At 67.0% G+C, this 19165-nt stretch carries 20 protein-coding genes; 3 read left to right on the forward strand and 17 right to left on the reverse strand.

Annotated features, from left to right (window positions below):
* Positions 1–180: 180 nt before the first annotated feature.
* Positions 181–1002 carry a TlpA disulfide reductase family protein gene (locus tag NHL60_RS13840; RefSeq protein WP_253444498.1) on the forward strand — a complete coding sequence of 274 codons (822 nt, stop codon included), beginning with the start codon at positions 181–183 and terminating at the stop codon, positions 1000–1002.
* Between the two features lie 49 nt (positions 1003–1051).
* Positions 1052–1810, forward strand: coding sequence for a thiol:disulfide interchange protein DsbG (gene dsbG / locus NHL60_RS13845; RefSeq protein WP_253444501.1), 759 nt, complete (start codon positions 1052–1054; stop codon positions 1808–1810).
* 119 nt (positions 1811–1929) lie between these two features.
* On the opposite strand, the gene NHL60_RS13850 is transcribed toward dsbG, so the two are convergent.
* The 12 genes from NHL60_RS13850 to NHL60_RS13905 all read right to left on the reverse strand — a co-directional run bounded on the left by NHL60_RS13850 (position 1930) and on the right by NHL60_RS13905 (position 11879).
* On the reverse strand, positions 1930–2973 hold the full coding sequence (locus tag NHL60_RS13850) for a c-type cytochrome (RefSeq protein WP_253444504.1): 1044 nt from the start codon (positions 2971–2973) through the stop codon (positions 1930–1932).
* A gap of 13 nt (positions 2974–2986) precedes the next feature.
* A complete protein-coding gene (locus NHL60_RS13855) occupies positions 2987–3658 on the reverse strand; it encodes a cytochrome c (RefSeq protein ID WP_253444507.1) in 672 nt (223 codons plus the stop codon).
* A gap of 40 nt (positions 3659–3698) precedes the next feature.
* A complete protein-coding gene (locus tag NHL60_RS13860; protein WP_253444510.1) occupies positions 3699–5018 on the reverse strand; it encodes an ATP-binding protein in 1320 nt (439 codons plus the stop codon).
* Positions 5015–5710, reverse strand: a complete 696-nt coding sequence (locus NHL60_RS13865) for a response regulator transcription factor (RefSeq protein WP_253444513.1) — start codon at positions 5708–5710, stop codon at positions 5015–5017. The genes NHL60_RS13860 and NHL60_RS13865 overlap by 4 nt, the downstream gene beginning before the upstream one ends.
* A gap of 196 nt (positions 5711–5906) precedes the next feature.
* Positions 5907–6335, reverse strand: a complete 429-nt coding sequence (locus NHL60_RS13870) for a DUF6691 family protein (RefSeq protein ID WP_253444516.1) — start codon at positions 6333–6335, stop codon at positions 5907–5909.
* Positions 6332–6793 carry a YeeE/YedE family protein gene (locus tag NHL60_RS13875; RefSeq protein WP_253444518.1) on the reverse strand — a complete coding sequence of 154 codons (462 nt, stop codon included), beginning with the start codon at positions 6791–6793 and terminating at the stop codon, positions 6332–6334. The genes NHL60_RS13870 and NHL60_RS13875 overlap by 4 nt, the downstream gene beginning before the upstream one ends.
* A gap of 44 nt (positions 6794–6837) precedes the next feature.
* The gene (locus tag NHL60_RS13880; protein WP_253444521.1) at positions 6838–8592 is read right to left on the reverse strand and encodes a SulP family inorganic anion transporter; all 1755 of its coding nucleotides are present in this window, start codon (positions 8590–8592) and stop codon (positions 6838–6840) included.
* A 3-nt stretch (positions 8593–8595) separates the two neighbouring features.
* Positions 8596–9030: a TIGR01244 family sulfur transferase gene (locus NHL60_RS13885; RefSeq protein WP_253444523.1), complete on the reverse strand. Its 435-nt coding sequence runs from the start codon at positions 9028–9030 to the stop codon at positions 8596–8598.
* 29 nt (positions 9031–9059) lie between these two features.
* Complete coding sequence (locus NHL60_RS13890; protein WP_253444526.1) at positions 9060–9926, reverse strand: MBL fold metallo-hydrolase; 867 nt, start codon at positions 9924–9926, stop codon at positions 9060–9062.
* A 160-nt stretch (positions 9927–10086) separates the two neighbouring features.
* Positions 10087–10995, reverse strand: a complete 909-nt coding sequence (locus tag NHL60_RS13895; protein ID WP_253444529.1) for an MBL fold metallo-hydrolase — start codon at positions 10993–10995, stop codon at positions 10087–10089.
* Positions 10996–11206: 211 nt separating this feature from the next.
* Positions 11207–11398 (reverse strand): DUF2892 domain-containing protein, encoded by a 192-nt coding sequence (locus tag NHL60_RS13900; protein ID WP_253444532.1) that lies wholly within the window; start codon positions 11396–11398, stop codon positions 11207–11209.
* 25 nt (positions 11399–11423) lie between these two features.
* A complete protein-coding gene (locus tag NHL60_RS13905) occupies positions 11424–11879 on the reverse strand; it encodes a hypothetical protein (protein WP_253444535.1) in 456 nt (151 codons plus the stop codon).
* Positions 11880–12238: 359 nt separating this feature from the next.
* On the opposite strand from NHL60_RS13905, the gene NHL60_RS13910 reads away from it, so the two are divergent.
* A complete protein-coding gene (locus NHL60_RS13910) occupies positions 12239–12859 on the forward strand; it encodes an ankyrin repeat domain-containing protein (protein ID WP_253444538.1) in 621 nt (206 codons plus the stop codon).
* A 55-nt stretch (positions 12860–12914) separates the two neighbouring features.
* On the opposite strand, the gene NHL60_RS13915 is transcribed toward NHL60_RS13910, so the two are convergent.
* The 5 genes from NHL60_RS13915 to NHL60_RS13935 all read right to left on the reverse strand — a co-directional run bounded on the left by NHL60_RS13915 (position 12915) and on the right by NHL60_RS13935 (position 19121).
* Positions 12915–14324 (reverse strand): MBL fold metallo-hydrolase RNA specificity domain-containing protein, encoded by a 1410-nt coding sequence (locus tag NHL60_RS13915; RefSeq protein ID WP_253444541.1) that lies wholly within the window; start codon positions 14322–14324, stop codon positions 12915–12917.
* 123 nt (positions 14325–14447) lie between these two features.
* Positions 14448–16952 (reverse strand): sulfatase-like hydrolase/transferase, encoded by a 2505-nt coding sequence (locus NHL60_RS13920; protein ID WP_253444544.1) that lies wholly within the window; start codon positions 16950–16952, stop codon positions 14448–14450.
* Between the two features lie 121 nt (positions 16953–17073).
* Entirely contained in the window at positions 17074–17574 is a 501-nt protein-coding gene (locus NHL60_RS13925) for a hypothetical protein (RefSeq protein WP_253444547.1), read from the reverse strand.
* Positions 17571–17858, reverse strand: coding sequence for a hypothetical protein (locus NHL60_RS13930; RefSeq protein WP_253444549.1), 288 nt, complete (start codon positions 17856–17858; stop codon positions 17571–17573). The genes NHL60_RS13925 and NHL60_RS13930 overlap by 4 nt, the downstream gene beginning before the upstream one ends.
* Before the next feature lie 126 nt (positions 17859–17984).
* Positions 17985–19121, reverse strand: a complete 1137-nt coding sequence (locus NHL60_RS13935; RefSeq protein ID WP_253444552.1) for a transposase — start codon at positions 19119–19121, stop codon at positions 17985–17987.
* Positions 19122–19165 lie beyond the last annotated feature (44 nt).

The raw sequence follows: 19165 nt of genomic DNA on the forward strand, positions 1-19165 counted from the left end.
CTCCTGAGCCGAGAATAGACAGAACGTTAGCAGGGTAGCCCAAGACCGGGCGGGGCGACGCGCTTGCGACATAACGCCTCAGCATGGCGCCCCCCGGTGCGCGATAATACTCCGCTAATCCCTGGCTGCCACTCTCGCACGGGCTCTACCGCCACCGGCCCCCTGACACGGAGCGCTTTCATGCACGGACTCAATCAGAGCATCGCCATCGGCCCGCTCGGCCTCTCCATCGGCCAGCTGCTGCTGGTGCTGGCCTTCTCCATCGCCCTGCTGGCCGGCGCCCTGATCGGCCGGCGCCACCGCACCCCCACCGCCGACACCCTCTTCAGCCTGCTGTTCGTGGCGCTGATCGGTGCTCGCCTGCTCTTCGTGGCGCGCTACTGGGGCAGCTATGACAGCGCACTCGCCATGCTGGACATTCGCGATGGCGGCTTCGACCCCCTGGGCGGCCTGATCGCAGGCGTCGGCTACGCCCTGTGGCGGCTCTGGAAGGCGCCGCAGCAGCGCGCCGCCCTGAGTGGCGCCCTGCTGGCCGGCGCCTTCACCTGGGGACTCACCGCCGGCCCCCTGCTGCTGCTGGAGACCCAGAGCCGCCCCATGCCGAACACGGCGCTTGCCACCCTGGAGGGCGAGCCCATCGACCTGCCGAGCCTGGCCGAACGCGAGGCCAAGCCCATGGTGGTCAACCTCTGGGCCACCTGGTGCCCCCCCTGCCGCCGCGAGATGCCGGTCTTCGAGCAGGCCCAGCAGGAGGAGACGGACATCACCTTCGTCTTCGTCAACCAGGGCGAGGATGTCTCCCTGGTGAACCGTTTCCTCGACCATGAGTCCCTGACCCTGGAGAACGTGCTGCTCGACGCCCGCAACGCCCTGGGCGATGCTACCGGCGCCATGGCGATGCCGACCACCCTCTACTATGACGCCGAGGGCCGCCTGGTGGATACCCACTTCGGCGAGCTCTCCCGCGCCACCCTCAACCGCGGGCTTGAGCGCCTGCGCTGAGCGGCAGCCCTACCGACACCTTACGACCGACTGCGAGAGATACGCCCCGATGACACCGCACCTCCTGCTTCCCGCCGGCGCCCTGGCGCTGGCCCTCATTGCCCCGGCTCAGGCCGACGACCGCTGGCCGGCACCGGTCCAGGCCCTCAGCGACCAGGGGCTGCAGATCCACGCCGAGTTCGAGGCCCCGGGCGGGCTCACCGGCTACGCCGCCAGCTACGCCACCGGCGAGGTGGCCATCTACCTGACGCCGGACGGCGAGCATGCCATCGTCGGCACCCTGGTGGACGCCGAGGGCAACGACCTCTCCGATGCGGCCCTGGACGAGCACGTGCGCGCCGCCCAGTTCGCCGAGGTGTGGGAGCGGCTGGAGCAGAGTCACTGGATCCTCGACGGCGACGCCGAGGCGCCGCGGGTGGTCTACACCTTCACCGACGCCAACTGCCCCTACTGCCGCCAGTTCTGGGAGGAGGCCCGCCCCTGGGTGGAAGCCGGCGAGGTGCAGCTGCGCCATATCATGATCGGCATCCTCGCCTCCAACAGCCCCGCTAAGGCGGCCACCCTGCTGGGCGCCGACGACCCGGCGGCGGCCCTGCACGCCCACAGCAGCAGCGGAGAGGAGATCGCCGCGGCGGCACAGCCCCGGGAGATCGAGGAGCAGGTCTACGCCAACAACCAGCTCTTCGACGAGCTGGGCCTGATGGCCACGCCCACCACCCTCTATCGGGACGGTGAGCGGGTCGACCGCGCCCAGGGCGTGCCGAACGCGGAGCGCATGGTCGAGATCATGGGCGGCGAGGCGCCCTGACCGCCACCCGACAGGCAACGAAAAAACGCCCCGCCCGGCTTAACTGACCGGGCGGGGCGTTTGTTTCAGGCCCATCATGATCGCCGGATAACCGGCCAATCGCGCAATGAATTGCGCTCCTACCGGGCCTTCAGCTCCTCGAAGCGCGGCACGCCGATGTTCCACGGCTTGATGTCGTCGCCCTTCTCGCCCCAGTTGGCGTGATCGGCGAGGATCTCGCCGTTGGGTCCCTCCTGGCCATAGAGCGAGTGACGGTGGAAGCTGGGGCCGAAGCGCTCCAGGGTCTCGGCCACGTCGCCGGTATAGCGCGGATCCTGGGGACGCTCCTGGCTGCTCATGTAGTAGGCGATGTCCCAGGCCTCCTGATCGGAGAGCGACAGCGGCTGACCCAGCGGCATGTTGTTCTTGATGAACCCGGCTGCCGTGTGAACCCGCGCGATGCCGGCACCCCAGTTGTTGGAGCCGTCCCCCCAGGGCGCCGGGAAGACATACTCGCCGTCCTGGTAGAGGCCTGAGCCGTCCTCGCTGTGGCAGATGGCGCAGTTCTCCACGTAGAGCGCCTCGCCATTCTCGTAGCTCAGCTCGTCGGGACGATCCGGCGCCGGGAAACCGCGGCCGTAGATCGGCTGGTCGGGGTACATGGGCGCGCCCTTGGCCAGCCACTGATGGTAGGCGGTGAGCGCCAGCATGTCGTCGCTGCCATACTCCGGCGGCACGCCGTTCATGGAGTAGGCGAAGCAGCCGGCGATGCGCTCCTCCAGATTGTTGACGTGATCATTCTTGCCGCGGTAGTTGGGCAGGGTCACCGCGGCGGCCCACACCGGAGCGCTGAAGGGCTGGCGGCCCTCGCCGAGGTGGCAGCTGGAGCAGTTCATGTCGTTGAAGACGTTCTCGCCGCGCAGCTGCTGGGTGTTGGTGAAGAGGTCATAGCCGCGACGGATGACCGCCTTGGTCTCCGGATGCAGGTCGGAGGCCTCGAGATCCGCCATGGTGGGCGGAATATGGACCAGCTCGCCCTCCTGGGGGGCCGGATAGCCCAACTCCACCAGGGTCTGTACCGCGGACGGAAGGGACTCGGCGGCGGCCAGGCCGATGCCGGCCAGCGCGGTGGCGCCAGCCACGGCCAGAGTGGTCCTGCCCAGGTTTGTCCTGAAATGGTTCATGTTCTGCTCCCCCTTATTCGGACGCCACGGACTGGCTGGCCAGCCAGGCGGATACGGCGCGAATGTCCTCGTCGCTCATGCGCTTGGCCACGGCCCCCATCAGGTTCTGGGGATCATTGCTGCGCTCGTCGGCCTGCCAGGCCCGCAGCTGGCTCTCGATATAGCCGGCGTGCTGGCTGGCGATACCCGGGAAGTCGCTGCCGACGCCTTCATTGCGGGGGCCGTGACAGCTCTTGCAGGAGACGATGTAGTTGTCCCAGTCGCCGCGCAGGGCCAGCTGCTCGCCGCGGGCCAGCTGCTCATCCTCGACGTCGCCGCCCTGGGCCTCGGTCACCGGCATCTGGCTGTAGTAGACCGCCACGTCGGCGATCTGCTGATCGTCGAGCATGTTGGCGAAGGGCAGCATGCTGGCGTTCTGGCGACGCCCCTCCTTGAAGTCGTGCAGCTGCTTGGCGATATAGTCGGCGTTCATGCCCGCCAGGCGCGGCCAGGATTCGCCGCCGGGCACGTTCATGCCGCTGCCGTCGGCCTGGTGGCAGGCCATGCAGACCCCTGCCGCCGCCTGGCCGCGCTCGGCGTCGCCTTCCAGCGCCACGGCCTGACCGGCGGCCAGGCCGATGCCCAGCAGCAGGCCGAGCCCGCCCGTGATTCTCTTGCTGGTCCCCATGCTCCTCTGGTAGGACATAGCGGTTCCCCTCATCTTGTCATCGGCCCCTTGCGGGGGTTTATCGACCCGCCGTGACCGGAAAGGTCAGGCGGGCTTCCAGTCCGTCTCCCTCGGGACGGACATACGCCAGTCGGCCAGCGAAGCGCTCGGCGATGGCCACCACGATGGCCAGCCCCAGCCCGCTGCCCTGCTGCTTGCTGGCCCGCCAGAAGCGGCGGGACATCTGTTCGAGCGCCTTCTCGTCGACGCCGGGACCGCGGTCGCGCACCCTGAAGGTGAACTCGCCGGCGGCGCTGTCCAGCTCCCCCTGCAGGGTGACCCGCGCAGCCCCACCGCCGTGACGCAGGGCGTTGTCCACCAGGTTGCGCAGGGCGGTCACCGCCAGCTCACGGGGCAGCGCCAGCTCCGCCTCGGGCCAGCGCTCGGGCAGCTCGAAGCGCTGCGGGTCGGCGCCGGTATCGCGCAGCGCCAGCTCCACCACATCGGCCACCCGGGTGCGCTCGCCATCCTCGAAGGCCACCCGCCCCTCGACCCGGGCCAGCATCAGCAGCTGGTCGAGGATTCGTGACAGGCGCCCCACCCCCTCCTCGGCATGGGCCAGGGACCGGCGGGCCGCCTCCCCCTCCACCCGGCCGGCCACCTGCAGGTGGGTCTTGATGGCGGTGAGCGGGGTCTTGAGCTCATGGGCGGCATCGTTGGTGAAGCGCTGCTCCCGAACGATGGCCTGCTGGATCCGCGCCAGCAGGCCGTTGAGCGTCTCGATCAGCGGCTTGATCTCCATCGGCACCCCGTAGGTCGCCACCGGGGCCAGGGCATCCGGATGGCGCCGCGCCAGGGACTGACGCAGCCGGGAGAGCGGCGCCAGGCCGCGCACCACGCCCAGCCAGAGCGCCGCCATGCTGCCCAGCAGCGCCACGGCGAAGGGCACCACCGCCACCTTGAAGACGTCGGCCAGCAGCTGGTCGCGCTCATCCATGCGGTCGGCGGTGGTGATGGTCAGCCCGCCCCGCTCATAGGTGAAGACCCGCCAGGTCACCCCGCCCTCCTCACGAAAGGCATGGCCCCGCTCCCCCGGGGCCAGGATGGTCTCCAGGTCGGTATGGGTGCGAGCCATGATCTCGCCCCGGGGCGAGTGCACCTGGCAGGCCAGCCCCTCGATGGGCGGAATCGACAGCGCCCGGCGGTCCGCCTCGAGCCACACCTCCTCGGGGAGCTGGGCCATCAGCCCGGCCACCATCCGCGCCGACTGGGCCAGGCGCTGGTCCAGGGTGGCCACGAACTGCTCCTCGAGGTCGCGCATCAGCCAGGCCGCCGCCAGCCCCCACAGCAGGGCAAGCGTCAGCCCCAGGGTCAGCAGCAGTCGGGTGCGCAGGCTCATGAGCTGCCCCCCTCCCCCGGCGGCGCTGGCGCCGAGGGCTTGCCCAGCCGATAGCCAAGCCCCCGTACCGTTTCGATCACCTGGCTGCCAAGCTTGCGGCGCAGGTGATGGATGTGGACGTTGAGGGCGTTGCTCTCCACCTCGTCGTTCATGCCGTAGAGGCTGTCCTTGAGCTGGTCGGCGGAGAGCACGCTGCGGGGCGACTGCAGGAAGGTCTCCAGCAGCACCAGCTCGCGACGCGACAGCGCGACCGGCCGTCCATCCAGGGTGACCTCCCGGGCCACCGGGTCGAGGCAGAGGGCGCCATGCTCGATCAGCGATCGCGAGCGACCCGCGGCCCGGCGCAGCAGCGCCTGCAGCCGCGCCACCAGCTCATCGAGATCGAAGGGCTTGATCAGGTAGTCGTCCGCTCCACCCTGCAGGCCCGACACGCGGTCCTGCACGCTGTCCCGGGCGGTCAGTACCAGCACCGGTGTGGTCACGCCGGTAGCACGCCACTCCTCGAGCAGGTCGAGGCCATCGCCGTCGGGCAGGCCACGGTCGAGAATCACCACGTCGCTGGCCACCGCCTCGAGGGCGCTACGCGCCTCGGCCATGGTCATCACGTGGTCGACCACGAAGTCGTGGACGGTCAGGCCGGCCTGGATCCCGGAGGCTACCAGGGCGTCATCCTCGATCAGCAGTACGTGCATGAGATGGAATCCTCGTCTTGGGGCGCATCGTGGCACCCGTGAATTAAGCCGTCGTTAACCTACGACCAGAGTCCAAGCCAACCGCCGGCGAGCTTGTCCCAGATCATGGTATCCGGCACAAACGCAAGCGTCCCCGCCGTTTCCACGGCGGGGACGCTTTAGGGGCGGACCGTGATGGCCCGCGCTCAGGGAAGACTTACCCTCTGGCGGGTATTGCCCTGGCCAGGAACCAGCCGGCGACCATCGCCACCAGCATGGCGGCCAGCGGTGCGGTCAGCCCGCCGATGGAGGCCAGGGCCGGGCCCGGGCAGTAGCCGGAGAGCCCCCAGCCGATGCCGAACAGGGCGGCACCGCCGATCAGGCGGCCATCGAGATCCTGGCGGGTAGGGAGCTGGAAGGCCTCGCCATAGACCGGGGCCGTGCGCTTGAAGGCGAGGCGGTAGCCGATGAAGTTGGTGACCACGGCCCCGCCGAGCACGAACATCAGGGTCGGGTCCCAGGCGCCGAAGAGGTCCAGGAAGCCCAGCACCCGGGCCGGATCGGTCATGCCGGAGACGCCGACCCCCAGGCCGAACAGCAGGCCGGCGATATAGCCCATCACTGGTTTCAAGGTCGAGGCCTTCATGCGCCACCTCCGATCAGATGCCGAACCACATAGACGGTAATGATCGCCGCCACCAGAAAGGTCAGGGTCGCCACCAGGGAGCGCGGCGACAGCCTCGAGAGACCGCAGACGCCGTGACCGCTGGTGCAGCCGCTGCCGATGCCGGTGCCCACGCCCACCAGCAGGCCGGCAACGAGCATGACCGCCACACCGCCGGCGGGGGCGCCGATCACCTCGCCGGGAGCACCGGCAACGTTGCCCAGCCCCCCGCCGAGCAGCATCAGCAGGATGGGGCCGCTGATCAGCCCCAGCAGGAAGGTGAGCCGCCAGGCGCTGTCGCCCTTGGGTCGAGCGGTGACAAGGCTGCCGACGATGCCGCTGATGCCGGCGATGCGGCCCAGGGTGGCCATCAGCCAGGTGGCGGACAGGCCGATCAGGATACCGCCGGCCAGCCCAGACAGGGATGCGCTCCAGTCCACGTTTTTCTTGCTCCTTTGCGTTCAGGGTTGTTGATCAGGGACCTTCAGGTGGCCCGCAGGGCGCCACAGGGCCGGGACAGCGGGGCATCGCTCTCGCCGCGCAGCTCTCGCCAGGCGTCATAGGTGCTCAGGTAGACCTTGCCGGTCATCTCGTGACAGAACTCGGTGTGCTCCAGCCGGTCCATCACCGGGCCCTTGACCTCGGCCAGGTGCAGGCAGACGCCGGAGTCCCTGAGCCGGGCGTTGATCGCCTCCAGGCTCTCCAGCGCCGAGGCGTCGATGACGTTGACCGCCTGGCAGGCCAGCACGATGTGCTCGAGGCCGGGCTGACGCGTCGCCAGCGCCATCACGGTGTCCTCCAGGTAGCGGGCGTTGGCGAAGTAGAGGCTCTCGTCGACCCGCAGGATCACCAGCCGCTCATCGGTCTCCACCGCGTGGCGCTGGACGTTGCGAAAGTGCTCGGTGCCCGGTACCCGCCCCACCACGGCGCTGTGCGGCCGGCTGGTGCGGTAGAGGTGCAGCGCCAGGGAGAGGCCGACACCGACCATGATACCGCTTTCGACGCCGTGCCCCAGGGTCACCACGATGGTCGCCAGCATGGCGGCGAAATCGCTGCGGGAGTAGGACCAGGTGCGCCGGATCGCCCCCAGGTCCACCAGGGAGAGCACCGCCACGATGATGGTCGCCGCCAGGGTGGCGATGGGCAGGTAGGCGATCAGGGGGGTGAGCAGCAGCGCCGCCGCCATGATACCGACGGCGGTGAAGGCACCGGCGGCCGGGGTCTCGGCGCCCGCATCGAAGTTCACCACCGAGCGCGAGAAACCGCCGGTCACCGGCATGCCGCCGGTGAAGGAAGCCGCGATATTGGAGGTGCCGAGCCCCACCAGCTCCTGGTCGGGGTCGATGCGCTGGCGCCGCTTGGCGGCCAGGGTCTGCCCCACCGATACCGACTCCACGAAGCCCACGATGCTGATCAGCAGCGCCGCCACGAAGAGCTGGCTCCAGAGCCCGCTGTCGAAGCCGGGCAAGGTCAGGGGCGGCAGGCCCGCGGGCACGCTGCCGACCACGGCCACGCCGCGCTCGTCGAGCCCGAGCCCCCAGGCGGCCAGGGTGGTCACCGCCACGGCGAGGATGGGCGCCGCCTTGGTGAGCATGTCCGCCGACCGCCCCGGCACGCCCAGGCGCAGCAGCGACGGCTTGAGCCAGCGCCTCGCGGCATACAGAAAGGCCAGCACGCCGACGCCGATCAGCAGGGTCGGCAGGTTCACGCTGCCCAGGTTGGCCCCCAGGCTGAGCAACAGGTCCAGCAGGTTATGGCCGCTCGCCTCGACGCCGATCACATGCTTGAGCTGACTGGCCGCGATGATCAGGCCCGAAGCGGTAATAAAGCCGGAGATCACCGGATGGCTGAGGAAGTTGGCCAGAAAGCCGAGCCTGGCGATACCCATCAGCGTCAGGATCAGCCCCGACATCAGCGCCAGCACCAGGGCCGCCCCCAGGTACTCGGGGCTCCCCTGGGGAGCGATCTGGCCGACCGCGGCCGCCGTCATCAGCGACACCACCGCCACCGGCCCCACTGCCAGGGTGCGGCTGGTGCCGAAGACGGCATAGACCACCAGCGGCGCGATGCTGGCATAGAGGCCCACCTCGGGAGGCAGGCCGGCCAGCATGGCGTAGGCCAGCGACTGCGGGATCAGCATGATGGTGACGATCACCGCCGCCAGCAGGTCGCTGCCCAGGGTGGCCCGCCCATAGCCGGGCAGCCACTGCAGGATGGGCAGATAGCGCTTCGGGTTCATGGCTCAGCGCTGCCCGGCGGCCGCTTCCAGCAGCGGGCGGCGCTCTTCAAGGTCGTGTCCCGCGGCGCGGGCCGCGGCCAGCAGCGCCGGGATATCGCAGCTCTCGCCCTGGCTGCGCGCGTGGGCCCAGAGATGCACGGCGCGCTTGCCGCTGCGGCAGAAGGCCAGTATCGGGGAGGGCAGGCTGTCCAGCGCCTGGCCGAAGGCCTCGATATCCGCCTCGCCGTACTCGCCCGGAGTGACCGGGATGCAGCGCCACTCGAGGCCCAGCTCGGCGGCGCGGGCACTCAGGGCGCGATCGTCCGGGTGATCCTCGGCCTCGCCGGGGCGACGGTTGCAGATCACCGCGCGAAAGCCGCGGCGGGCCACCTCGTCCAGATCCGCCGGCAAGACGGCGTCGGCAATGGCAAAGTCGGGTTCCAGCTGATGGATATGCATGGCGCCTGCCTCCTGTAAATCGCGTGAAATCAGAACTTGTTGATGGGGACCTTGAGATAGACCTGGCCGTTGTCCTCGGCGGGCGGCATCTCGCCGGCGCGCATATTGACCTGCACCGAGGGCAGGATCAGCTTCGGCATGTCGAGGGTCGCATCGCGCTCGGTGCGCATCCTCACGAACTCCTCCTCGCTGATGCCCTCATGAACGTGCACGTTATGGGCGCGCTGCTCCGCCACCGTGGTCTCGTGCTGGTACTCGTCGCGGTCCGGCGCCTTGTAGTCGTGGCACAGGAAGATGCGGGTCTCTCCCGGCAGGGCCAGCACCTTCTGGATGGAGCGGAAGAGGGTGCGGGCATCGCCGCCGGGGAAGTCACAGCGGGCGGTGCCGTAGTCGGGCATGAAGAGGGTGTCGCCGACGAAGGCGGCATCGCCGATCACATAGGTCAGGCAGGCCGGGGTGTGGCCGGGGGTGTGCAGCACCCGCCCTTCCAGGTTGCCGATGGCAAAGGTGTCGCCCTCCTCGAAGAGGCGGTCGAACTGGCTGCCGTCCCGGGCGAACTCGGTGCCGGCATTGAAGGCCTTGCCGAAGACATCCTGGACCACGGTGATATTGGCGCCGATCCCGGTCTTGCCGCCGAGCGTCTCGTGCAGGTAGGGGGCCGCCGAGAGGTGGTCGGCGTGGACATGGGTCTCGAGGATCCAGACCGCTTCCAGGCCATTGTCGCGCACGAAGGCGATGATCTCGTCGGCCGAACGGGTGTCGGTGCGGCCGGCGGCATAGTCGAAATCGAGCACCGAGTCGAGAATGGCACAGGCACGGCTATCGGGATCCTGCACCACATAGCTGAAGGTGTTGGTGGGCTCGTCGAAGAAATGGGTCACGATGGGCCGAGACATGGCTGAAACCTCCGTCATGGTGAGTCACTGACGCTGCGTATTGGGACCAGCATAGCCCAATAATGATTCTAAGGATAGACTATATTGCTATATATCATGTCGTTCGACCGCGGCCGTAGCGCAGGCCCCGCCGCCCGAGGCAGCGGGGCCCTGCGGGCGACTACTCCCAGGCGGCGCCCTCCAGGGCATCCAGCGGGATCTTGAGGTAGCGCTTGCCGTTGGCCTCGGGCTCCGGCAGGCGGCCGCCCCGGGTATTGACCTGCAGGGAGTGCAGGATCAGCTTGGGCATCGGCAGCTCGCTGTCGCGTTCGTCGCGCAGGGCCACGAAGTCTCCCTCCACGATACCGGCCAGGTGCGGGTTGCGGCTGCGCTGCTCCGCCACGCTGCTCTCCCACTCCGGCTCGCGCCCGCCGGGCATGTAGTCGTGACCGGTGAAGAGGCGTGTCTCGTCGGGCAGCGCCAGGATCGCCTGGATGGAGCGCCACAGCTGGTGGGCGTCCCCGCCGGGGAAGTCCGCCCGGGCGGTGCCGAAGTCGGGCTGGAAGATGGTGTCATGGATAAAGGCGGCATCGCCGATCACGTAGGTGATGGAGGCCAGGGTATGCCCCGGCGAGAACATCACCCGCGCCTCCAGCTCGCCGATGCGGAAGGTGTCGCCATCGGCGAAGAGGCGATCCCACTGGGAGCCATCGGCCTGCAGATCCGGCCAGTGGTAGATCTTCTTCCACAGCTTCTGGACCTCCACGACCTTCTCGCCGATGGCGGTGGGCGCGCCGGTCTTCTCCTTGAGGTACTGGGCCGCCGAGAAGTGGTCGGCATGGGGATGGGTGTCCAGCACCCACTCCACCTCGAGGCCCTTCTCCTCCACGTAGGCGAGCAGCTCATCGGCGTGGTGAGTGGCGGTGGCACCGGACTTCTCGTCGAAGTCGTGGACCGGGTCGATGATGGCGCACTTGCCGGTGGCGGGGTCGCTGACCACATACTGAATGGAGAAGGTGCGCGGGTCGAAGAAACCGGCCACATCGGGGCTGCCGACGCCGTTGCTGCGAGAGAGCTCAAAGGTCTTCATCCTGGCCTCCTGAAATGCCTGTCGTTGAGTCAGGTTGCAGGTGCCGTAAAGGCCCTTTCCAACCATTGGTTATAACCTTATAGCTAAAAATGCATTTCGACCAATTGGCCCTCGCCATGGACTCGATAGCCGCCGCAAGCCCCCTAACGAAAAAGCCCCCGGCCGATAGCCAGGGGCGAAAGAAACGTCATGTGAGAGAGGTGCCCTGGGGCTACTTCTTCAGCTTGCAGGTGTTGATGCCGAACAGGCTGTAGGCCGGGCAGAAGTTGAACAGGCCGGTGGCCAGCGGCAGCACGCCGATCCAGCCCCAGGCGCCGATGGCGCCGGTCAGCGCCAGCAGGATCAGCAGGGCGCCGACCACGATACGGGCAATCTTGTCGATGCCGCCCACGTTGCTCTTCATGGTGTCACCTCGAAGGTCGGTGGATTCAGAAGCTGAAGGTCGGGATATTGGGGTCGCGCATCATCTCGGCGATGGGGCCCGGCGCGGCTACGCCCACGCCCTCGCGCAGGTCATCCTCACCGTACTCGGTATTGGGCAGGAAGATGGCGCAGACGTCCACGCTGGCGCCCTCGCCCATCATCATCTGCATGAGGCCTTCAGGCTTGACGCCCCGCGGGCCCAGCTCGGTCTCGCTCTCGTAGCCCTCCACGCCCAGCTCGCCGGCGGCGTCGCAGAGCAGGATATGCGGGGTGGTGCCCTGCTCACGCATGGCATTGGCCAGGATCATGGCCATTCCCTGGGTCTGCAGGGAGTCGCTGGTCACGATGAACAGCGCCTTGTCGGCATAGTCGTCGTGGCCATGGCTGTCGGCGAGGGCAGCACCGGAGAGGCCGATGGCGGTGGCCGCAGCGGCCAGGGTCAGGGTTGTCTTGAAGCTCATGGGTTCACCTTTTGCGGGTTGTCGGATAAGCGTGTGGTTGCCCGGGCGTCCGACGATGTGCAGCCGGACGCCCGGGGAGGAAAAGTTCCGGGGTCGATCCGCCGGCCGGCGTCTCTATCTTGATAACCGAACTCGATAACCGAGCCCTGATAACCGAACCCTATATACTAATAACCTTTATCATATTCGAGGAAGCCTAGTCCATAGCGTCAGCTTTTGCATGAGACACCAGGTCGCACCTTGACCTGCATCAAGAAAGGCCTTCAAGGCGACAGCCCGGGACAAGATGCCACACTCTCCCCGGGCCCTTGAGCCCTCATCATGGGTCGACTTACCACACCATTTCAGGGTCACTTCTGATGTCGACGCTCTGGCACTGGCTCACCCTGCCCTATCGCCGCTACCCCCTGCTGACCGGCCTGCTGCTGCCGCTGCTGGTGGTGGCCGCCATCCTGATGACGCCGCGGCTGATGGCGCCATCCACACCGCCCCTCGACGCCCTCGGGCGCACCCCGCTGACCCTGGCCGCCGAGCGCGGCGAGTTCGAGACGGTCATGGCCATGCTGGACCGCGGCACCGCCGTGGACGAGAGCGACGGCTGCGGCTGGACGGCGCTGATGAAGGCCGCCGCGGGCGGCCACCTCGACCTGCTCGAGACGCTGCTGGCGCGCGGCGCGGACCCCGAGCATCGCGACGAGGCGGGCTATACGGCCCTCATGGTCGCCGTGGTCAACGGCAGGGAGGCGACCAGCCGAGCGCTGCTGGAGCACGGCGCCCGAATCGATGCGGTAGAGAGCGAGGCCGGCTGGTCGAGCCTGACCTGGGCCGCTCGCAACGGCCACCCGGCGCTGGTGGCGCTGCTGCTGGACCACGGGGCGGATGCCAACCACAGCGCCGATGACGGCACCACCCCGCTGCACCTGGCCCGGGAGGGGGAACATGAGGAGGCGGCCGCCCTGCTCGAGGCGGCCGGCGAGTAGATTGGCACCGGGGTCCTACCACCGGCAACAAGAGGGCGCGCCTGCCGGGACGGGCCTACAGCTCGATGCGGTCGCCGTAGGAGGGAATCTCGGCCTCGATGCCGCTCTCGGCCAGGGCGGCCTTGAAGGCCTCCTGGGTCTCGGGCTCGCCGTGCACCAGGTAGAAGCGGGGAGCGTTGCGGAAGGCCCCAGCCCAGCCGATCATGTCGGTCTGGCCGGCGTGGGCCGAAAAGCCGCCGATGGTGTGAACCTTCGCCTTGACCGCCAGGTCGTGGCCCAGCACCCGCACCCGCTCGGCGCCGTCGACGATCTGCCGGCCCAGGGTGCCGGCGGCCTGGAAGCCGACGATCACCAGGCGGGTATTGGGCTTCTCCAGGTTGTAGCGGAAGTGGTGGATGATGCGCCCGCCGGTGCACATGCCGGCCCCGGCGATGATGATGGCCCCGCCGTGGATGCGGTTGATGGCCATGGACTCCTCCACGCTACGGGTCATGCGCAGGATCGGCAGGTACTGGCTGGTATCGCCGCTGGCGGCGATATTGAGCACCTTGAGGTCCTCGGCGTCCAGCGCCTTGCGCGCCCGGTGGTAGAGCTCGGTGACCTTGATCGCCATGGGGCTGTCGAGGAAGACCATCTGCTGGCGCAGGCGCCCCTCGTGGTAGAGCACGCTCAGGTGGTAGAGGATCTCCTGGCTACGCCCCACCGCAAAGGAGGGAATCAGCACGTTGCCCCCCGCCTCGTGGGCCTCCTCCAGCACCCGGGCGAACTCCTCCAGGGTCTCGTCCAGGGGACGATGGTCGCGGTCGCCGTAGGTGCTCTCCATCAGCACCACGTCGGCCTCGTAGAGCTTCTCGGGGTCCTTCATCAGCACCGAGCTGGGGTTGCCAAGGTCGCCGGAAAAGACCAGCCGCTTCTGCTGGCCGCCGGAGGGGATCGTCAGCTCGACGATGGCGGAGCCGAGAATATGGCCGGCGTCCCGGAACACCAGGCGGGCGCCGCCGGGCAGGTCCACCGGCTGGCCGTAGGGATGGGACTCGCAGAGCGACAGGGTACGCGCCACGTCATCCAGGTCATAGAGCGGCTCGACCAGCGGCTTGTCGTTGCGCTTGCGCCACTTGTTCTCCCACTCCACATCCTTGGCCATGATGAAGGCGGCATCCTGAAGCATGATCTCCAGCAGGTCGCGGGTGCCCCGGGTGCAGTGGACCGGGCCGCTGAAGCCCTCGCGCACCAGCTTAGGGAGCAGGCCGGCATGGTCCAGATGACCATGAGAGAGCACCACCGCATCCAGCTCCTGGGCCAGCCTGCCGAAGGGCTTGGCGTTGGCTTCATCGGCATCGCTGCCGCCCTGGTGGAGCCCGCACTCCAGCAGCAGCTTCTTCGGGCTGCCGTCGCCGTCCACCTCGATCAGGTAGCGAGAGCCGGTGACTTCCTTCACCGCGCCCTGGAAAGTGAGTGTCGACATGGTGTTGCGCTCCTTTGCCAGCAGACCTGCCCAGCTTACCCGGGCCCTGAGTTCAGCATACTGGATCCAGGGAGTGACTGCGCGCCCGGGGTAGAGAACAACAAGCTAGGTGTTGCCCCCCCCCTATCGCGCCTCGAGGGCAAAGCCCAGCCTGCCGAGCGCATGCCAGAGTGCGGGGGTCATGGCACGGGTAAACTCATCGCCGCTGGCTAACAGCACGGTATACCCGCCCGGAAGCGCGTCCAACCGCTCCGCCAAAGCATTGCTTTCAGTTTCGCTAGCATAGGTATCGTAGGTCATACCGAACAGCTGCTCGCCCTGCGCGTCCAGCACAACCACGCCCAGCCCACGCTCAGGTGCCAGCAGGGTTTCATCCCCAACGCGAATGAAGCGCGACGAATTCTCGGGTAAAAAGCCACCGGTAGCACGCAGGTCAACAGCCCCCACTCCCTCTCTCCAGAAGGCAAGCCGGGCGACGCTATCCACCGTGTCCCCTGGCGATAGCCGTTCGCCGATGACATCCTCACCTACCACGGCAGCAGCCACCCAGGCGCTGCGAAAGGCCGGCACGGCAGAGTCAGCCACTACCGCCAGATCGAATTCGGGAGAGAATGCCGCATCGCCAAACCATTCCTCCCAGCGCTGCCTTGCACTGAACTGGGCCGCCCCGGACACACCCTGCCAGCGGATAAACGCCATACCGGGGTTGGCAATGGCGACCCGCCAGCGGCCCTCACCCTCGCTATGCTCATGCAGACTTCCGCCTGTTTCGAGGCGCCTTAACAGCTCCTCCACCTCCGGCAACGGCTCACCGGACTCATCCGACCAGAGCTCTCCCGCGGGCACCTGTGTCAAGTGACTCGTCAGCTGTCGCTGCCACCCCAGGGCTTCACCGGCAGCCCGAGTAACCAGGCAGATGGCACCGGCCCCACCGGAGAGAAGGGCGTTTCGACGGCAAGCATCGATCCAGACAAAGCCCGTCTCATCAGGCAGCTGGGTCAACGCCTGACGAAAGCCCCCTTGCTGCAGCACCCCCACCACCCGCTTACCATCGGGCGCCACCTGCAACAACACGGGATAATCGAAATGTCGTGAACCGACCATGACCTGCTGCTGTTGAGAGTCGACATGCAGGCCATGAGACAGGTCTGGGTAGGCCCAAAGACTGCCCAAGCTGGGGTAGAGCGCCCGCAGGGCATCGTGAGAGCCCCGGTGCTGCTCATGGAAGTTCACCTCTTCACCCAGCAGGTCCCTGCCCAACCCCAAGGCCGGAATATCGAACCCCATCAACGACAGCACGGTGGGGGCGATATCCAGCTGTGAGCCATGACGCGCCACCTGGCGAGGAGCGACATCCGCGCCGAGTATCAGGAAAAGGTTGCGCCGAGGATGTTGATCCAGCACGCCACTCACCGTGTTACGCATCGCCATATGGTCCGACATCAACACCACCAGGGTATCCTCGGCATGGGGCGAGTTAAGGATATGCTCGACCAGCTCGTCCAGCAGCCAATCGCTGCAGTGCACCGCCTGCAGGATAGGATTACTGCCATCGCCATAGGGCATTTCCCGGCACGACGCCGACACATGGCCCTCCGGGTGGTGGGTATCCAGCGTCAGGGTGGTCAGTACGAAGGGCACATCGCGCTCAGCGAGCTCATCGAAGCGCTCGGCCACCATGGGCAGCAAAGCATCGTCGTAGAGCCCCCAGGCATTTACGTCGGCCGGATCGTCCAGCCTTTGGCGCAGCTCTTCCAACCCCTCAATTCGAGAGTAGCCGTGGGTGCGATAGAAGCTTCCCTTGCCGGCAAAGCCACTCTCGGCGCCGCCCATATAGTGAAGGGTATAACCGGCATCGGCGAGCAGGTCACCCAGGCAGACAGCCAGAGGCAGAAACTCGCTGCGGGCACCCTCCCCCGTCCAGCCCGGAGAGCGACCCAGGGGCACACCGCACTGGCTGCCTACCATACCGGCGACCGTCCACCCCATCCCAGGCAGCTGGTCGATGCCGGTGAAGTTCAAGCCCTGTTGCTGGCGACCATTCAGCCTCGGCAGCAGCTCCGGGAAGAGTTCTTCATCGAAATAGGTCCGCTCCAGGGACTCCGCATAGATCAGCACCAGGTTCTTGGGCTGTGCAGTGCCCTTGGCCAGCACCGGGGTCGAGGGCCGCACATAGCCCTCCGGCAGCTCCCCGGTCGGCGAGGCCAGCACATATTGGTGCCCCACCGTCATCAGGGCCTGGCTGCCCGGATGAATGACCCAGGCGGACAGCAGCAGCGGCGGCGTGGCCAGACCCCACCAGGTCGAGAGCGGCAAGGGGCTAAGACGCAGTAGCCGCCACATACCCCATCCGAACAGGGTGCTCAACAGCAGCAGGATGACCGCCAGCCCCATGACGCTCAGGTACTCAGCAAAGCCTGCACCGGCCAGGCCCACCGACAGATGGTAGAGCACCGACTCATCGATACCCTGCCCGGTAAACCAGTCCGATATCAGATGAATACTGGACAACAGCGCCAGCAGCAGCCCCAGCAACGCGACAAGCCCCGCCGGCCAGCGCCGGCGAGGCGACCAGATGGCACAGCCCAGGACGAACAGCCCCAGCGACCCAATCACAGACAATGACATCGATGCCCTCACCAGCACGCTTACCCCAAGGGGGGCGGCATTATGTCACTGCCATGTCAGCTTTCCTACAGGCTGCTCGCCACCTCGGAAAGTGCCGTACCGAAATGGCCCATGGCCTGGGCTACATCACCGCATGGATCTCCTCCATGGTGGGCATCGCCATGATCTCCGTCATGCCGACCATGTCGCCGGCAGAGGCTTCCTGGGGCATTTCCGCCATGCCATCCTCCTGCTCGCCTTCCATGATCAGGGCGTCATCGTCGCTCAGCAGCATGAGCGCCTCATCGTCGAGGTCCACCTCACCGGCGATGAAGGTGCCATTGGCGTCCAGCTCATCCAGACCCACGTCCTTGAGCTTGACCACCTGCCCGATGGTGCCCGCGCTGTCGCCCTCCTGGGCGAAGATGAAGGTGCTACCGTCCACCTCGGCTGCCACGAAGAAGACGCCGCTGTCTTCCAGCCCCTGGCTGGCGATCAAGCGCGCCTCGGCAAAGTTGGCTGCCTCACCGCCCACCAGATAGGTATCGCCTGAGCCGAAGAGGGGACCGCCATCAGCGCTGTGCGAGGCGTCCAGGCCCGAAAAGGCGAGCAGGTCGCCGTCGGCAACGCTGAAGTCGGTCACGACATCAGCGTCTGCCGCCAGGAAGAAATTGCCCCCCTGGCCGCTGGCCGTGGTGCTGATATGGTAGTGTCGATCACGGCACCATTGTTGGCCACCGCGAAATTGAAGCGCGAGGCATCGCCGCTGGCGTCGATGGCCAGCGTATCCAGCTCGGCACCGTTGGCGTCGAGGTTCAGGCCGGCCGCACCGTCGGCGTTGTTGTCGGTGGCGCCCGCGATCATCGGCGCAAGCCCGGACGCCGCCAGCGCCACGTTGATCTGAGTGGCATTGGTGCTATCGCTCAAATCGGCACTCACCGAGGCATCGGTGTCGATAAAGCCGAAGCTGACACTCCCCGCCCGCCGCGCTTCGCGCTTTGGGCGAGAGTTCTGAGGTCACCCCCAGAACCTTCCTGCTTCGACACGCCTTCACTAGGCCGTGGCTAGGCCACGGCCCCCCGCTCCAGTCGCTCCACAGGCTAACCCCGCCAGCCCGGCGGTTCGGATATTTCTGGCCGCGTTGATATCACGGTCGATGGCTTGGCCGCAGCCCTCGCAGTGCCAATGGCGTTGCGATAGCGGCAGTTTCTCAACTTGGTGCCCACAGCCGTGGCACCGCTTACTGCTCGGCAGCCACTGGCTGACTTTCACCAGCTGCCGGCCCGCCCAGTTGGCCTTGTACTCAAGCTGGCGCAAGAATTCACCCCAGCCGGCATCGCTGATGGCCTTGGCCAAGGAACGGTTCTTGAGCATGCCCACGATATTGAGCGACTCGACACACAGCACTTGGTTTTCGTTAATCAGCGTGCGGGTCGCCTTGTGGATCGCATCGCGGCGGCAGTCCGCGATCCTGGCATGTAGCCGCGCCACTTTCTGGCGCAGCTTGTGGCGGTTGCGCGAGCCTTTCTGCTTTTTCGACAACCGGCGTTGCAGATAGGCCAGCTTGGCCTCATAGCGCTTGAGATGACGCGGGTTGCCCGACTTCATGCCCTCGCTGGTGATGAACAGGTCGGTCAGGCCGAGATCGATGCCTACCCTCTTCGGCGTGACCGGCAGCGTCTCCGGCTCGAACTCGCACAGGCAGCTGATGAAATAGCGGCCGGCACGATCCCGCGAGATCGTGATGCTGGAGGGTTCGCTGGGCAGCGGACGGCTCCAGCGGATCGGCAGCGGCGCCGTGGTCTTGGCGATGGTGATCTCGCCATCGCAATAGCGAAATGCCGCCTTGGTCAGCCGGATCGACTGCCGGCCGTCCTTGCGCTTGAAGCGCGGATAGCGCGCCTTGAGTTTGGGGTTGAAGAAATTGTCGAAGGCCGCCTTTTGATCGCGCAGCGTCTGCTGCAGGATCACGCTGGAGACATCCTTCAACCAGGGATAGTCGGCCTTGAGCGCGACCAGGCGCTTTTCTGCGGCGGCGTGCGACACCGGCTCGCCCCGCTGCTGATAGGCCTCGGTGCGATAGGCCAGCGTATTGTTCCAGACAAAACGGGTACATCCGAACGACTGCGCCAGCAGCACCGCCTGCTCGGGGGTGGGATAGAACCGTTCTTTGTAGGCACGTTTTATCATACTGGAAAGATATCAGGGTTTTGAGGCAGTATCCATTGAGCACC

This window comes from Halomonas sp. Y3 (assembly GCF_024137965.1).
Taxonomy (GTDB): Bacteria; Pseudomonadota; Gammaproteobacteria; order Pseudomonadales; family Halomonadaceae; genus Halomonas; species Halomonas mongoliensis.

Bases quoted from the DNA above. Each gene is read 5' to 3' on its own strand.
- NHL60_RS13865 (WP_253444513.1), bottom strand. From the start codon at position 5,710: ATGCACGTACTGCTGATCGAGGATGACGCCCTGGTAGCCTCCGGGATC.
- NHL60_RS13885 (WP_253444523.1), bottom strand. From the start codon at position 9,030: ATGCATATCCATCAGCTGGAACCCGACTTTGCCATTGCCGACGCCGTC.
- NHL60_RS13905 (WP_253444535.1), bottom strand. From the start codon at position 11,879: ATGAGCTTCAAGACAACCCTGACCCTGGCCGCTGCGGCCACCGCCATC.
- NHL60_RS13890 (WP_253444526.1), bottom strand. From the start codon at position 9,926: ATGTCTCGGCCCATCGTGACCCATTTCTTCGACGAGCCCACCAACACC.
- NHL60_RS13880 (WP_253444521.1), bottom strand. From the start codon at position 8,592: ATGAACCCGAAGCGCTATCTGCCCATCCTGCAGTGGCTGCCCGGCTAT.
- NHL60_RS13840 (WP_253444498.1), top strand. From the start codon at position 181: ATGCACGGACTCAATCAGAGCATCGCCATCGGCCCGCTCGGCCTCTCC.
- NHL60_RS13910 (WP_253444538.1), top strand. From the start codon at position 12,239: ATGTCGACGCTCTGGCACTGGCTCACCCTGCCCTATCGCCGCTACCCC.
- dsbG (WP_253444501.1), top strand. From the start codon at position 1,052: ATGACACCGCACCTCCTGCTTCCCGCCGGCGCCCTGGCGCTGGCCCTC.
- NHL60_RS13915 (WP_253444541.1), bottom strand. From the start codon at position 14,324: ATGTCGACACTCACTTTCCAGGGCGCGGTGAAGGAAGTCACCGGCTCT.
- NHL60_RS13920 (WP_253444544.1), bottom strand. From the start codon at position 16,952: ATGTCATTGTCTGTGATTGGGTCGCTGGGGCTGTTCGTCCTGGGCTGT.
- NHL60_RS13935 (WP_253444552.1), bottom strand. From the start codon at position 19,121: ATGATAAAACGTGCCTACAAAGAACGGTTCTATCCCACCCCCGAGCAG.
- NHL60_RS13850 (WP_253444504.1), bottom strand. From the start codon at position 2,973: ATGAACCATTTCAGGACAAACCTGGGCAGGACCACTCTGGCCGTGGCT.
- NHL60_RS13900 (WP_253444532.1), bottom strand. From the start codon at position 11,398: ATGAAGAGCAACGTGGGCGGCATCGACAAGATTGCCCGTATCGTGGTC.
- NHL60_RS13895 (WP_253444529.1), bottom strand. From the start codon at position 10,995: ATGAAGACCTTTGAGCTCTCTCGCAGCAACGGCGTCGGCAGCCCCGAT.
- NHL60_RS13870 (WP_253444516.1), bottom strand. From the start codon at position 6,335: ATGAAGGCCTCGACCTTGAAACCAGTGATGGGCTATATCGCCGGCCTG.
- NHL60_RS13855 (WP_253444507.1), bottom strand. From the start codon at position 3,658: ATGTCCTACCAGAGGAGCATGGGGACCAGCAAGAGAATCACGGGCGGG.
- NHL60_RS13860 (WP_253444510.1), bottom strand. From the start codon at position 5,018: ATGAGCCTGCGCACCCGACTGCTGCTGACCCTGGGGCTGACGCTTGCC.